This is a genomic window from Bacteroides sp. 2201st1_D9_2201SCRN_220225, assembly GCF_040928965.1.
In the GTDB taxonomy this organism is placed as follows: domain Bacteria; phylum Bacteroidota; class Bacteroidia; order Bacteroidales; family Bacteroidaceae; genus Bacteroides; species Bacteroides stercoris.
In genome coordinates this window covers 1-15,357 of sequence record NZ_JBCODG010000008.1, presented here as the reverse complement: position 1 = coordinate 15,357, position 15,357 = coordinate 1, and the positions used below count along the sequence as shown (strand labels likewise).

Sequence of the window (15,357 nt, the reverse complement as noted above, 5' to 3'; positions counted from 1 at the left end):
ACATAAAGCGGTTCATTGTTTCCATTGATAGAGCTAGTACCACGAATACGAATTGACGTCCCCGCACCCGGTTGTCCAGATGTATTCAATACTACCACTCCAGCCGCACGTCCTTGCAACCCCTGATCTAAAGAAGTTACCGATGTGGCTGCCAACTCGTCAGATTTAACCGTAGCAACCGCTGAAGTCAAATCACTTTTTTTCTGCACACCATATCCAACCACTACAACTTCTTCCAAGAGTTCAGCATCATCACGCAATACAATCTTAAAATCCGTTTTTGACGTATTCATTTTTATTTCCTGCGTTTCATAGCCTACAAAAGAGATTTCAATTACTGCCTTATCGGATACCGACAAAGTAAATTTACCATCCAGATCGGAAATAGTACCATTAGATGTCCCTTTCACGATGACAGAAGCTCCAATTATCGGCTCACCGCTTTCGTCACAAATTGTACCTTTTATGTCTTTCATACCATTCTGAGCCAAAACGATTCCACTCAACAGCATGAAAGAACAAACGACTATTGCTTTAATAAAATTCATGTTTTTCATATTTTTTTTATTTATAAGATCCCGGATTACAAGTATCTATGATATAATTATCAGGATTTTCTCCTCGATAAGGAATAAAATCATCAGTCTTGGATACAGGCTCATAGGTTTCCATCACAACTTCATCCGTTGAAAAATCCGGTCCCAGCCCTGCAAGATTCTGATGGCTTTCCAAAATCATTTTCCTGTCAGCCAACTGTACTACTTTATATTTTGTTATCATCGGAGAAGCAGTATTAAAAACACTATACTTCACCATGTACAGATATTCCACTTTTGCTCCAGCCTGGTCTACATCCCATGAACAACATGCATTCAGTTTCTCCAATCCTACTGCAGAGAATACAGTTCCCCAATCCCATTCTAAAGTCAAGTCCGGATTAAAGCGATAAACATCATCTTTCAGATCCGGAGTAGCCCAATCCTCTCCTTGTATAATCTGCTGAACCAATTTCCAGTCATATTTCAGCAATAAAGGAACTTCCGCCAAATCTACTGTAAGTACCAAATCCGAGGCATCTACCAATAAATTGTTAGCATTCATTCCATAGAAAGAATAAACTACTACACCTGTTTCATCCCCTGCAATGACTTCTTCTCGGAAAGTATAAGGGAATTCAATGTCTTTTACATTCAACTCTTTTTTATAGTCTACCACCTCTTTCCCCGAAATAGATTTCTTTACAACTATTTTAGAAAAACTTTCCGGATCAGATAATGATATTTGTACAGAAGCCATATCACCAATTTTCACCTTTCCTTCATAAGAACTCAATGTGAGAGCAGTTCCACTTCCACTTTCGTCATTACAAGCAATAATGACAGACAGCATTATTCCTAAAACAAAAGGAATAAACAAATTTTTCTTTAGTGTTTTCATAATTACATTATATAGTTAATTATCTATTGATTGCAATGCATATGCATAAGCCCCACGCATGATAGAGCAACTCGTTCCTTCCCGACTACATAATACAGCAATTCGTTTCGAATAATTATAAGGAACCTTAATTTCCGTACCGGGAATGTATACCTCCTTATCGCAAGGAGCAAGAAAATCCTTCCTCTCAACCTCATCTTCCCAATTATAAACATTCATTTGTACACAAGGGAAAGTTTCTCCAGAGAACATGGAAACAGAAGACCGCAGTTCTGCCATCAATGCTGGGAGAATATAGCGCGAAGCTCCTGCTAATCCTCCTCCAATCACAACTAGACCATCTACAATATTCAGTGCCGAGGCTATAGCGCTACCTGCCATTTCTCCCATTTCACCAAAGCTTGCCACCGCTGCCTGCCGGTCGCCTTCCTTTATTCCCTCAGCAATATCAAATATATCTTTGGGAGTCAGACTCTTATCTTTTACGCCAGATAACTCAGCATAGACACGCTTCACCGCACGAATACTGACACTTTCTTCAGCTATCATATTAGGATATTTCTTATTACGCATCAGCCATGTATCCCCACCACAACCGTTGTCACCGTTAAGCAAACAGTTGTTGATAACCACTCCTGCCCCAAAACCGGTACCTAAGGTTATTCCTAGCAAATTCTTATATTCACGCGTATTTCCTGAAATAGAAAGCTGCTGATTTATCATAGGGAGTGCACCCGATAAGGCTTCTCCATAGGCAAACAAGTTACCATCATTTTCTATAAATACCGGAATCCCATAGTGATGTTGTAGGAAAGGGCCTAATGCAACTCCATTCCGAAAAGAAGGAAAATTAGGAAGATTTCCTCCTATTACTCCATTCCTATAATCTGCAGGACCAGGAAAAGCAAAACTGATAGCAACTGGTAAAGTTTCCAATTTCTTCATTACAGTATCGAAACCTGTCAGTAAGTTAGCAAGGCACTTGTCCAAGTTATCCGAAACAGATGGAAAACTAATCGGAGCTATAATCTGGCTATTTCCTTGAATGGCAGAAAAAACGAAATTGGTTCCTCCTGCATCCAACGTTAATACCACACGTTTATCATGTTCATACATAATATTAGATTTCTTTGAAATAAACTTTGAAATTACTTAGAAACGCACGTATGCTTTTATTGTTACACACTCTTTGCCCTCTGCTTTACCATATGGGCGAATCGTATATTCCTTTGCACAAGCCGGAATAATAAAAGTTTCCGCATAGTGAACAACAAATGGTTCAAAAGCTCCGGACGGACTTTCAATGACAGCTTCTTCCCCTTCAAGCAAGTTAAACACGTTCACACTATTATTGGTACTATGAAGAACCGGTTCGGTGAAACGATGCCTACGTGTTTCAATGAACTCATTTTCATGCAGTCCAGTACGTTCTTCTATCCAGCCCTCGCCTTCCGCTATCCGAGTCATATGATTACGCAAACGTTCATATACATAGTCTGTATCTCTATTCCAATTGATAACATGCTTACCACGTTCCACATTTATAGGGCGCGGCTTTCCATCTAATCCTAAGCGTTGCCAATCCCAGAGTTTGAATGTAAACAAGTTTGGAGTCGAACTAATTTCAAGCACCATGCTATTTGAACCAGAACAATGAATCGTTCCGCCAGGAATCAGAAAATGATCGTGTTTGCGAGCGGGAATTTTATTTACATACTTCTCTGCATCAAAAACAATTTCTCCACGTTGAGCCTTTTCCAAATCGTCAATCATAGCCTTACCATCTACTCCATTCTTTACACCCAAATAAACAACAGCATCTTCTCCCGCATCAAGTAAATAATAACTCTCGTCCTGTGTATAACACATACCAAAATTGTCACGAATAAACTGAGTTGTAGGATGAACCTGCAAACTCAGATTTCCCCCTCCCATTGTATCAAGAAAATCAAAACGGATTGGGAAATCTTTTCCAAAACGTGCCTCTACCGGTTCACCTAAAACTTCCTTACTCTTTAATAAAACCAAATCCACAGAAGGTAATTCAAACCGTACTCCATTTACCTCAAAATATAAGCTATTCTCTTCAGGAACACAGTCAAAACACCAACCAAAATTCTGCTTACTACGATCCAAATCACAAACATCTTTCATCCACTGTCCACCCCATGGAGCCGGATCGAAAAACGGAACTACACGAAAAGGTCCGGAAGCCGTTTTCTCTATACCACAAAAGAATGTTTCACGATCAATCATTTTAGGATGTCCGGCAATATGCGTATCCAACCAAAAATCAACTTTCGTAAACAATGTATCTTTATAATGATCACAAATACGCCAATCGTTAAAATATCCGCGCTTATACTGCAAAGAGACAGGTTCTTCCCGGTTATCAATACCCAAAGCCTTTACTTCGTGACGACGGAAACGCTGCTGTATTTCCCAACGTGCCATATCCGCATATACCAACGTTGCTTCAGGGGCAACCAAAGCAGCACCCGTACCTATTATAATGACAGGAATATCCAACTCTGCAATTTTTTTCCTTGCAGCTTCCAATTTCTCCATATCAAAATAATCAGTCAAGCACAAATTTGTTACATAACCAAACAGTACATCGGTTGTCATAAAGCGCTCCGTCATTTGTATCAACATATACTCCGGTTTATACAAATCACGTACCAATATTATTTGCGCGGAGATTTTTGTCAGTTCCCCCACCAATTCATCCTCATAAACTCCTGTATAACAATCAACAGCAATAATACGATTTTCTTTTATCTTACCCTCTAAAACACTACGGATATCACTCCATCCCTGCATAATATTACCATTAATCATCGTAACAGGGAATTTGTCATAATTTGACTTTCTCATAAACCACAATACTTTGTTTGAACATATATTATTTTGCGCAAATATATAGAATATATTATTATCACAAAAGATTTGCGCATTTTTTTTTTTATTCTTATCATTGCAAAAGGAAATAAAGGTAAATAACTATGCAGATAGATCACAATAGCAGCAAACCCCTTCATGCACAAGCAGAGGAGATTCTTCGCAATCTAATTGATTCCGAAGAATATAAAACAGGCAAATACCTACCTAATGAAGTAGAACTTTCACAAAAGCTAAATATTTCTCGGAATACGCTAAGACAAGCTATCAACAAACTTGTATTCGAAGGTTTGTTGGTACGTAAAAAAGGAGTAGGTACAAAAGTTGCACAAAAAGGGATCTTGGGAGGAGTAAAAAATTGGTTGAGTTTCTCTCAAGAAATGAAGATGCTAGGTATAGAGATACGCAATTTCGAGCTACACATTAGCCGGAAAAAACCAACAGAAGATATTTGTAACTTTTTTGAGATAGCTCCAAATACTTCCCCTAAGTGTATCGTACTGGAAAGAGTACGAGGAAAGAAAGAGTATCCATTTGTTTATTTCATCTCCTACTTTAACCCAAGCACCCCCTTAACCGGTGAAGAAGATTTCACACGTCCTTTATATGAGTTATTAGAAAAAGACTACAACATTATTGTAAAGACAAGTAAAGAAAAGATTTCTGCCAGACTTGCAGGAGAGACCATTGCAGAAAAACTAGATATCAAACCAACAGCTCCCATCCTGATTCGGGAACGTTTTGTTTACGATATTAACCAAATACCTATTGAATATAATATAGGCTATTACAGGGCAGATAGTTTTACTTATACAATAGAAGCTGAAAGATAAACAGAAGAAAAGCCCTAAAAGTCTTTTTTGCAGTGTTACGAATCCTCCCAAAGATTATTAGGCATATAACTAAAAAAGGAAGTTAACTTCATGCCAAGCATGATATTAACTTCCTTTCTTTATGATATAAACTTATTACGGTTATCTTCTTAACTCATTATATCAACCAAGCTAACAGAATACTCCGCAACTATTTTCCAACTTATTTCTTCGGAGAAGAGTATCTTGCATTCAGACCGTCCAAAATTTCACGGGTAATGTTATAAATGCTGTCGGCATACAACAGATTGTCAAAACCGGTGTTGCTGATAATCATACTGTAACCCTTAGTCTTGTTATACTCCTTCAGGAAAGCATTGATAGAATCACGCAACTGCAAGCTGTTCTTTTCGTTCTCGCTCATCAGTTCAGCCTGCAACTTATTACCTAAGTTCTGCAAATCCTGTTCCAATTTGGCAATACGGTTATACTCCTGCTGGGCGCGTTCCTGCGTCAGATAAGCGTTGTTCTGAACTTTTGTCTGGAATTCCTGTTTCTGACGATCGAGGTCTTTGGCTTTCTGGTTCAAAGTCAAACGTACATTTTCGCTCTTCTTCACCATTGCCTCATTCAAATCGACACAGTAGTTATATTTTGCCAAAAGCGTATCTATTTCTACATAAGCAATTTTCATTCCGGACAGTCCGGCTGCCTGTGCTGATGCATTAGTCGTCTGATTATCCGCTTTACCGGCGCATTGAGAAAATAAAACGATTAGTGCAAGAGCTGCCAAACCGTTTACGAGGTAGTTTAATCTCTTCATAATTTGTAAAAATATTGTTTTTAGTTTATTTAGTTCATACTATCGTTTAAGGCTTTCTCCAGTTCATCGATAGAGAAGCGGCTTTTCTTCTGTGCTTCCCTGTCTTGCGACTGCACGCATCCGATTCCTCTATCACGCATCGCCTTATTACCGCTGACATGTCCGTTAGGAAACTTACCGCCTTTCACAAAAAAGACCTTCACGCCCAATAAAACAATGCAAATAGCAACTATTAACAAAGTTATCAATAATGTACCAAGCATTTCCATTAAATTTGTTGCACAAAACAGAATATCGTCCGATAAAAAGCATTTGGAATTTGTTTTTACTTTTATCAGCACTGTTTTGTGGGTGCAAATATAGGGCTTTGGTTGGACTAAGCACCCTTTTTTACTCTAAAAAAAGAGAAAGGGAAATAAAATAGCCAATTAATTTAACCATATTTAGCAATAAGAGGTTAATTTGTACAAGATTTGAATTTCAGAAACAGAAGATCAGGATACGCTTCACTTGTATCCTGGCTGCTATAAACTATTAAGATATGGAAAAAAAAGATTTGAAACCGGCTGGCGTATTCCACTATTTCGAGGAAATCTGCCAGGTACCGCGCCCTTCCAAAAAGGAAGAAAAGATTATCGCTTTTCTAAAAGCATTCGGAGAAAAACATAAGTTGGAAACAAAGGTGGACGAAACCGGAAACGTACTGATTAAAAAGCCTGCCACTCCGGGCATGGAAAACCGAAAGACCGTTGTGCTACAGTCGCATGTAGACATGGTATGCGAGAAGAATAATGATGTGAAGCATGACTTCCTCACCGACCCTATCGAGACCGAGATAGACGGGGAATGGCTGAAAGCCAAAGGTACGACGCTGGGAGCGGACAACGGTATCGGTGTAGCCACCGAACTTGCCATCCTTGCCGATGACAGTATCGAACACGGACCTGTCGAATGCCTGTTCACCGTAGACGAGGAAACCGGACTGACCGGTGCCTTTGCCTTACAAGAAGGTTTCATGAGCGGTGACATCCTGCTGAATCTCGATTCCGAAGATGAGGGAGAATTGTTCATCGGCTGTGCGGGCGGCATAGACTCCGTAGCCGAATTCACTTATAAAGAGGTGGATATACCTGCCGGATATTTCTGCTGCAAGGTACAGGTAAAAGGACTTAAAGGCGGACATTCCGGCGGCGATATCCATTTAGGACTCGGTAATGCCAACAAATTATTGAACCGCTTCCTGAGTCAGACTTTCAAGAAGTACGATATGTATCTCTGCGAAATCGACGGCGGCAACCTGCGCAATGCCATTGCACGCGAAGCACATGCCGTTATAGCCATCCCCGAAGCCGACAAGCATGCACTGCGTACCGACTTGAATGTATTCGCCGCCCAGGCGGAAGCCGAATATGCTGTAGCAGACCCCGATTTGCAGTTTACCCTCGAATCGGAAAATCCCCGTGCCAAAGCTATCGACAAAGACACTGCCAAACGTCTGTTACAGGCTCTTTACGCAGCTCCACACGGAGTATATGCCATGAGCCAGGACATTCCGGGTCTTGTGGAAACCTCCACCAATCTGGCATCCGTAAAGATGAAACCCGGTAACATCATCCGTATCGAGACAAGCCAGCGCAGTTCTATCGAGTCTTCCAAACAAGACATCGCGACTATGGTACGTACCGTATTCGAAATGGCAGGAGCCAGCGTATCTTTCGGCGACGGCTATCCGGGCTGGAAACCCAATCCGCACTCGGAAATCCTGGAAATTGCGGCGGAATCATATAAGCGTCTGTTTGGTGTGGATGCCAAAATAAAGGCTATCCATGCCGGACTGGAGTGTGGGTTATTCCTCGACAAATATCCCTCTTTGGATATGATTTCCTTCGGGCCTACCCTGCAGGGAGTACACTCTCCCGATGAACGAATGCTTATCCCCACTGTACAAAAGTTCTGGGATCACCTGCTTGATATATTGAAGCATATCCCTGCCAAGAATTGATGAGCTTACATAAATGGAGATATAAAGAAAGAATGCGGAGCAAAAGAGGACATGCTCCGCTTCTTTTTATCCCGCTATCCGCTCTGATGCTTCTTGCTTTCCTGACTTCCGCTCCACTCCACGGGCAAGAGAAGAAAGATACTCTTACCTTCCGCATCATGGGTTACAACGTAGAAAACCTGTTTGACTGCCGCCATGATACCCTGAAAAACGACCGTGAGTTTCTGCCCGATGCCGTCCGGCGCTGGAACTATACCAAATACAAAAAGAAACTGAATGCCATTGCACGTGTCATCATTGCCGCAGGCAAATGGACACCACCCGCACTGGTTGCCCTCTGTGAAGTGGAGAACGACAGTGTACTACGCGACCTTACCCGCTACTCCGTCCTGCGTGAGGCCGGCTACCGCTATGTAATCACTCACTCTCCCGACGAACGGGGCATCAATGTGGCGCTGCTCTATCAAAGAGGCATCTTCAAATTACTTTCCAACCGAAGCTATCCGGTAATGAAACCTCGCAGAAACAGCCGCCCCACACGCGATATTCTCCACGTCAGCGGACAGCTTTTAAACTCCGACACTTTGGACGTATTTGTCGTGCATTTTCCGTCCCGGTCCGGCGGGGCAAAAGCGTCCGAACCGTACCGCCTGGCAGCGGCACAAAGATTGAAAGACACAACAGACAGCCTGCTCCGGATCCGCACCCGCCCTCAAATCATCATTATGGGAGATTTCAACGACTATCCTGACAACAAATCCATACAGAAGATACTGAAAGCCGGAATACCGCCCACAGAAACGGACTCTTTGGATTCCCGGACGCTTTACCATCTTTTAGCAAGAAAAGGCATTGACAACAAGCATTTCGGCAGCTACAAATATCAGGGGGAATGGGGACTGCTCGACCATATCATTCTTTCCGGCAACCTGCTGATGCCAGGTTCTCCCTTATACACCGCAGAGGAGAAAGCCGGTGTGTTCCGTGCTCCTTTCCTTCTGACCGAAGACCGGAAATACGGCGACGAACAACCCTTCCGCACCTACTACGGCATGAAATATCAAGGGGGATACAGTGACCACCTGCCCGTATGGGCAGAGTTCCGCCTACTGTATTAATCGGAATACTGGTAGAGCTTTAAATCGAACTTGCCGACTATTGCCAGCAAATGATCGAAAATATCGGACTGAATGCGCTCGTATTCTCTCCATACCTTATTGCGGGAGAAGAAATAAACCTGTATGGGTACTCCGTAAGTGGTTGGTTCTTTCTGACTGATAATCAAATCCATATCCTGATTGACAACCGGAAGGCTGCGCAGATAGCGTTCAATATAAATACGGTAAAGCTGCGAGTTAGTGGGCACTTCCCCTTCCGCGGGCTGATAATCCGCCATCAGAGGTACATTCTTACGGATAGCATCCAAGTCTTCCGGCGTACAGAACTTCAGGGTAGTCATATCCAGATAGATATTTTTATTGACCCGGCGTCCGCCACTCTCCTGCATCCCCCGCCAGTTCTGGAAAGAGTTATTGACCAGCGTATAGGGCGGAACGGTAGATATCGTCTCATCCCAATTCCGGATCTTTACAGTATTCAACGTGATTTCCTCGACAGTACCGTTGGCTACTCCATTGGGCAACTGTATCCAGTCGCCGATACGCAGCATATCATTGGCAGAAAGCTGTACCCCCGCCACAAAACCCAGAATACTGTCTTTGAATACCAGCATCAGTACAGCCGCCGATGCACCCAAGCCTGCAAACAAAGTCATCGGGGACTTATTCACCAGCACCGCGATTATAACAATGCCGCCGATAAAGAACAGCAATACCTGAAGAACCTGCACAAACCCTTTCATCGGACGGTTCTTCTGCTTGTCCCTTGCATTATATACATCCAGCATCACCAGCAACAAGCCGTTGATAGTGAACAGTATGGCAGCAATGATATACACCGCACATATTTTCTGTGAGAAGTCCAGTATCTCTTTTCCCCGCACAAAGGCCAGGGGCAATAAGAAGTAAACCAATACACCGGGCAAGATATGAATAAGATGATGCACCACCCTGCGTTTCATCAGCAATGTATTCCACTGGTGGGGTGCACGCTTTGTATAATGTTTCATCCCCCCTACAAATATAGCCTGACACAGATAATCCAGCCCTATCGATACGCCTATCATCAATACGGCAATGATCGTCTCGTCAAACATGTTCGCAAGTTTCGGGTCTACTCCCCAATCAATGAGGATTTCGTTCATCCAGCTTCCTAAGCTCACCATAAGCATTCTGTTTTTATTAGTCTGTCGATAAGGATAACAAATCCAAAGGAAAGATGTTTATTCGCCTTTGCCTCAAAGAAGCGGACAAAGCAAGCCGCTACAACATCGCCCGTATCAGTGCATAAGCCAGAATGCCGGATATGGTAATTCCCCCTACCCAGATTGGAACATAGATATGCTCATAACTCTCTTTACGCCTATACTTACACAGCCGGCTGAAAAGCCAGTAACAGAGAGAAGCACCTACAAAGCCCACAAAAGCACCTACCAGCAAGTCGCCGGGATAATGTACTCCCAAGTAAGAACGGGAATAGCACGTTACCACCGCCCATAACATGATGAACCAGTTCAAGGCACGGTTACGAAACAGATAGAACAGGAAGAAAGCCAGGCCGAACGTATTGGCGGCATGGCAGGAGGGAAAACCGTACCGACCGCCCCTATAACCGTTTACTATCTGCACGAACTCCGAAACGGGATTCTCCAGATTCGCCGGACGAAGCCTGCACACTACCGGACGGATAACGGTTGCCCCCACCTGGTCGGCAAAAACAATGGTCAGCGCAATAGCCACGACACAGCCGATGGCAACTTTCCAATGCAGGTTGCGGACAATTACATAAAGGATGGCGGCATACAACGGCACCCAAATCCATTTCCCGCTAAAGGCATACATAAAATAATCCGCCCATTCGGCACGCCACCCGTTTATTGCGAGCAACAGGTCGGTGTCCGTTTCGACCAACCCCGACAAAACATCTGCTAATATCATTCTATCTTTTGGCTATATCGTCATACAACTTCTGCAGATAGGCCTGCCCCAAAGAGAGGTTTTGCCCTTTCTTCGGGCCTTCATCTACAACAATCGCATCCGCGTCATTATTAAATATCAATTGGTTGTCCGGCGTCAAAAAGCCGAAAGCGTCCGGCACGGTAAAGAAAGCAAAATGAGGAGAAGCCGGATTGAGCATATCTTTGCTGAACGTAAACTCACCGTGCGGTATCGACAACTGCGCCAATAACGTAGCGGCAATATCCTGTTGGGAACCGTAGACACCGATACGTTCCGGTCCGCGTACCGCCCCGCCCACTATCAGCAGAGGAATCCGGTATCTGCCCGTTTCAAGGTTTCCGATACGTTCGGGATAGGCTCCCAAATGGTCGGGAACCAGTACCACTGCCGTATTCTTCCATTGCGGCAACCTGCGGAACTGTTTCACAAAATCACCGATGCAACTGTCCGTATACGCAAAAGCGTTCAAACGTTCGTTCGCCAAACGGCTGTACGGAACTTCAAACGGCTCATGGCTGCTGGAAGTCTGCAACACACGGAAATGCGGCGTCTCCCTACCCGCCAGGGTGCTGTCGGCAGCTTCCGCCTTCAGGTCGTCCAGCAAACGGCGGAACACAAGATGATCGTGCACGCCCCACTTGCTCAGACGCTCCGATACCGGAAAGTCCCGGTCGGCAACAATGTCCTCAAAACCGGACGACATCAGATAGGAACGCATATTGGTGAAGTCGGCATCACCGCCATAATAATATTTCGTCCTGTAACCGGCATTCTTCAAACTGCCTGCAATGGCAGGGATAGACTGCGTCTTACGGGGATACTTCATTATGCTGGTAGTGGGCTGTGCCGGATACCCGCTCAATATGGCAACCAACCCGCGGTCGGTGCGGAAACTGTTCGCATAGAAATTCGTGAAGAGAACGCCCTCTTGCACCAGGCTGTCCAACTGCACGGCCACGCCGGGTTCTCCCCCAAGCGTCGTCATCAGCCACGAAGAGAAACTCTCCATGATGATAAACAGCACATCGGGACGCTTTGTCGTAAACAACGAATGCAAAGAATCCGGAGCCTGCTGCAGGGAATCTGCCGAAAGACCGTCCCGCATCGGAACGGCAGGGTCTGCCAAACCGGAAAAAATACGGTCGGCCGCATCCGCTTCCATGAAACGGTATTGACTGCCGAAGTCCTTCTGCTTAGAGAGAGACTCCATTAAGCTGAAAGCCGGATTAATGGCGGCATGGTTCAAACGCTGGTCGGTACTGAAATACACCTTCCCGGTATTCATGGTGGAGACTGTAAATCCGCCACGAATCGGGATAAACAATAATCCGGTCAGCAGCAACAGTACCCCCGATACCCTCAAACGCCGATAAGGTATCTTCATGCGTTCGAAAACCCGTTTCCGCAACAGCACGCCATGGAATATCCCGTATAATGCCGCCGCATAGGCAACCATTGCAATAATTCCCCCGATTACCACCCATATACTGACACTTGCCACCGCATCTTTGGGCGAAGAAAAGAAATAGAACAGAGGCGTAGTGTCCAACCGGAATCCCCAGTATTCGTATAATCCCAAATCGACGGTAAATATAACGGAGAGCAAAACCGAAACGAAAGCAAAATAACCGTACCATATACGGCGAAGAAGATTGGATACCGTCCAGGCGGAACAGATAAAGAGCAATCCAGGAACAACAGTCAGATAGCCTGCAAGCGATAAGTCCAACGGCAGTCCATGCCACATCACACCCAACCACTCCGTCCACGAAACGCCCTCGTACAAGGAACGGTAGAAAAGCATAAAAAACGGTTTCTGTAATGCGAATATACAGATAAACAAGCAGTATGTCTTGAGAAATCCTATAAGCCTATCTTTCATCGGTGCTTTTTCTTAAACTGAATATATTCGGCAAAAATAAAGTTTTTTATTCTATTTATCGCCAATATTGGTTAAGAAATGCGTGAAAGATAGGCTTATAAGAATTTAAGAGCTATCCGTTTACACGTTTATAGTCTTCCAGAAACTTCTTTAATCCGGCGTCCGTCAGCGGATGATTCAGCAGTCCTTTTATGGCGGAAAGCGGACATGTAGCTACATCCGCCCCTACCTCTATGCACTGGATGATATGCGCCGTATGGCGGATGGAAGCCGCAAGCACCTGGGTAGCGTAGCCATAATAACGGTATACGTCCACAATCTTACCCACCAAAGCAATACCGTCTTCACTGATGTCGTCAAGACGGCCTACAAAAGGCGAAACGTAAGTTGCTCCGGCTTTTGCCGCCAGCAGCGCCTGCCCTATGGAAAATACCAGTGTACAGTTGGTGCGGATACCTTTTCCCGAAAAGTATTTAATAGCTTTTATGCCGTCTGCGATGCAGGGTACTTTCACCACGATATGCGGATTGAGCGCGGCGAGTTCTTCACCTTCCTTAATCATGCCCTCGTAATCGGTAGCAATAACCTCTGCACTGACATCTCCCTGCACGATGTTGCAGATGTCCACATAATGCTTACGCTGGTTTTCCACGCCTTTGATACCTTCTTTCGCCATGAGCGAGGGATTGGTAGTCACTCCGTCGAGTACGCCCATATCGTAGGCTTCCCGAATCTGGTCTAAATTTGCAGTGTCGATAAAGAACTTCATAATATAAATTGTTTAAGGATTTATTTTACAAATATAGCGATTTACGCCATAGTCTGTTCTTTATCAGCAGGATATTTTAGCGGTTACGCGTCAGGCACAAACGGTGGGTTATCGTTTCCGGCAACTCGTTCCCGTAATGGGTCACCATAATCATGGTCTTGTCCCTACGACGGCAGAAGGCTTCTATGATTTTCCTGACGCGACGGCGGTTGTACGTATCCAGCCCATGCAGCGGTTCGTCAAGAATCAGCAGTTCGGGATCTTTCACAAAGGCACGCGCCAGCAAGGCAAGGCGTTGCTCGCCGCTGGACAGTTGCAGGAAAGGCTTGTCCTTCAAATGCGCCACACCGAAAATATCCATCCACCACTCGCACACAGCCATCTGGCCGGCATGCGGACGTTTGTACAAACCGATGCTGTCGTGCAGTCCGGAAGCTACGATTTCGATGGCAGGCAGGTTTTTCAGATAGGCACGGTGCATCTCCGGACTGACGTAACCTATATGCTTCTTGATTTCCCAAATGCTCTCTCCCGTACCTCGCTTACGGCCGAACAGACGGATGTCGCAGGCATAAGACTGAGGATTGTCCGCACATACCAGACTGAGTAAAGTGGACTTGCCCGCACCGTTCTCACCGCTCAATGCCCACTTCTGCCCACGCATCACCGTCCAGTCCAGTGCTTTCAGAATCGTACGGTCACCGTAGCGGATACTGACTTTGTTCAGCCGGACCACTTCGTCCGAAGTAAAGTTCGTGTTTTCGTAAGGAAGACCGGCAATGCGCTGCTGCAATTCGCCCAAAGAAGCGGCATCCGCCTCAGCACGAAGGGCATCTTGTTCACGGAAAGCCTGCAAATAAGCTACACGCGGCATTTTCTCTCCCACTGTTTTATTGTCAACAGGAACTACGTGGGTAATAAAAGACGGTATATCATCCAGCATGGAAAGTACCAGTACGATTTGCAGGGAAGCAAGTTGCGCCAGCTTCTCCAAGACGGTGTACAACAGCTCGCGCGTGGCAGCATCCAGTCCGATGAAAGGGTTATCCATGATAAGGACACGCGGAGCCGTAAGCAGTGTCTTGGTCAACTGGAACTTACGGAGTTCTCCGCTGGAAAGGAGAATGACCTTCTTGCCCAGCATCGGTTCGATACGGAAAAGTTCAAACAGTTGCTGTCTGAGAGACTTGTCCTTTACCTCGCCCAGCAGGTCGCGCACCAGCGGAGCATCTTCCTGGTCGTGAGCATTCCAACGCTGCTGGTAGTAATAATTGGCATCAGCGGAACCGTAGGTGTCACGAAAAGCGATGTACCTGATGTTGTCGTAAGCGGTTTGTGTGGCGGAAGGACGGAAATCGTATGTCAGCGTACCGTCGCGCAAGGGATATTTGCCCGTAAGCAAATCGACCAACAGACTCTTTCCTGCCCCGTTAGGGCCTGCGATAGCGATATGTTCACCGTCGAGAAAATCAAGGGTTACGGGGTTCGATAAACGGACAAGCGGGTTGCGTGCCACGCCCCCCGCTATATGTATGGTATGTTGTTGCATCCTGTCAATGGTTTGTGGTTTGAACGGAGCAAATTTAGATATAAATCACGATTTATATGCCAGTGGGATATGAAAAAATCAAGACCACCCCTATCTTTATGGCGT

The 15,357-nt window shown here is 44.9% G+C and carries 14 protein-coding genes; 3 read left to right on the top strand and 11 right to left on the bottom strand.

Annotated elements, in window-relative coordinates:
• The 4 genes from AB5903_RS03925 to AB5903_RS03910 all read right to left on the bottom strand — a co-directional run.
• Nucleotides 1-557: carboxypeptidase-like regulatory domain-containing protein (locus tag AB5903_RS03925; RefSeq protein WP_368117656.1), on the bottom strand; the 557-nt coding region annotated here is incomplete at its 3' end.
• A gap of 7 nt (nt 558-564) precedes the next feature.
• Nucleotides 565-1,437 (bottom strand): hypothetical protein, encoded by an 873-nt coding sequence (locus tag AB5903_RS03920; RefSeq protein ID WP_117906329.1) that lies wholly within the window; start codon nt 1,435-1,437, stop codon nt 565-567.
• A gap of 15 nt (nt 1,438-1,452) precedes the next feature.
• Nucleotides 1,453-2,553 (bottom strand): ROK family protein, encoded by a 1,101-nt coding sequence (locus tag AB5903_RS03915; RefSeq protein WP_117906330.1) that lies wholly within the window; start codon nt 2,551-2,553, stop codon nt 1,453-1,455.
• A 36-nt stretch (nt 2,554-2,589) separates the two neighbouring features.
• Nucleotides 2,590-4,314 carry a class I mannose-6-phosphate isomerase gene (locus tag AB5903_RS03910; protein ID WP_117906331.1) on the bottom strand — a complete coding sequence of 575 codons (1,725 nt, stop codon included), beginning with the start codon at nt 4,312-4,314 and terminating at the stop codon, nt 2,590-2,592.
• A 128-nt stretch (nt 4,315-4,442) separates the two neighbouring features.
• On the opposite strand from AB5903_RS03910, the gene AB5903_RS03905 reads away from it, so the two are divergent.
• Nucleotides 4,443-5,171, top strand: a complete 729-nt coding sequence (locus AB5903_RS03905; protein ID WP_117906332.1) for a GntR family transcriptional regulator — start codon at nt 4,443-4,445, stop codon at nt 5,169-5,171.
• Between the two features lie 202 nt (nt 5,172-5,373).
• Here AB5903_RS03905 and AB5903_RS03900 read toward each other — a convergent pair whose 3' ends face one another.
• Nucleotides 5,374-5,973 (bottom strand): OmpH family outer membrane protein, encoded by a 600-nt coding sequence (locus AB5903_RS03900; RefSeq protein WP_005654715.1) that lies wholly within the window; start codon nt 5,971-5,973, stop codon nt 5,374-5,376.
• A 29-nt stretch (nt 5,974-6,002) separates the two neighbouring features.
• Nucleotides 6,003-6,236 carry a hypothetical protein gene (locus tag AB5903_RS03895; protein ID WP_016661408.1) on the bottom strand — a complete coding sequence of 78 codons (234 nt, stop codon included), beginning with the start codon at nt 6,234-6,236 and terminating at the stop codon, nt 6,003-6,005.
• A 278-nt stretch (nt 6,237-6,514) separates the two neighbouring features.
• On the opposite strand from AB5903_RS03895, the gene AB5903_RS03890 reads away from it, so the two are divergent.
• The gene (locus AB5903_RS03890) at nt 6,515-7,975 is read left to right on the top strand and encodes an aminoacyl-histidine dipeptidase (RefSeq protein ID WP_368117655.1); all 1,461 of its coding nucleotides are present in this window, start codon (nt 6,515-6,517) and stop codon (nt 7,973-7,975) included.
• An 86-nt stretch (nt 7,976-8,061) separates the two neighbouring features.
• Entirely contained in the window at nt 8,062-9,093 is a 1,032-nt protein-coding gene (locus AB5903_RS03885; protein ID WP_255469981.1) for an endonuclease/exonuclease/phosphatase family protein, read from the top strand.
• Here AB5903_RS03885 and AB5903_RS03880 read toward each other — a convergent pair.
• The 5 genes from AB5903_RS03880 to AB5903_RS03860 all read right to left on the bottom strand — a co-directional run bounded on the left by AB5903_RS03880 (nt 9,090) and on the right by AB5903_RS03860 (nt 15,252).
• Nucleotides 9,090-10,259, bottom strand: coding sequence for a mechanosensitive ion channel family protein (locus AB5903_RS03880; RefSeq protein WP_016661411.1), 1,170 nt, complete (start codon nt 10,257-10,259; stop codon nt 9,090-9,092). The genes AB5903_RS03885 and AB5903_RS03880 overlap by 4 nt on opposite strands.
• 97 nt (nt 10,260-10,356) lie before the next feature.
• On the bottom strand, nt 10,357-11,031 hold the full coding sequence (locus AB5903_RS03875; RefSeq protein ID WP_005654705.1) for a phosphatase PAP2 family protein: 675 nt from the start codon (nt 11,029-11,031) through the stop codon (nt 10,357-10,359).
• 1 nt (nt 11,032) lies between these two features.
• On the bottom strand, nt 11,033-12,934 hold the full coding sequence (locus AB5903_RS03870; RefSeq protein ID WP_272710771.1) for an LTA synthase family protein: 1,902 nt from the start codon (nt 12,932-12,934) through the stop codon (nt 11,033-11,035).
• Between the two features lie 112 nt (nt 12,935-13,046).
• Nucleotides 13,047-13,703, bottom strand: a complete 657-nt coding sequence (gene fsa / locus AB5903_RS03865; protein WP_005654702.1) for a fructose-6-phosphate aldolase — start codon at nt 13,701-13,703, stop codon at nt 13,047-13,049.
• Between the two features lie 76 nt (nt 13,704-13,779).
• Nucleotides 13,780-15,252 (bottom strand): ATP-binding cassette domain-containing protein, encoded by a 1,473-nt coding sequence (locus AB5903_RS03860; RefSeq protein WP_272710770.1) that lies wholly within the window; start codon nt 15,250-15,252, stop codon nt 13,780-13,782.
• Nucleotides 15,253-15,357 lie beyond the last annotated feature (105 nt).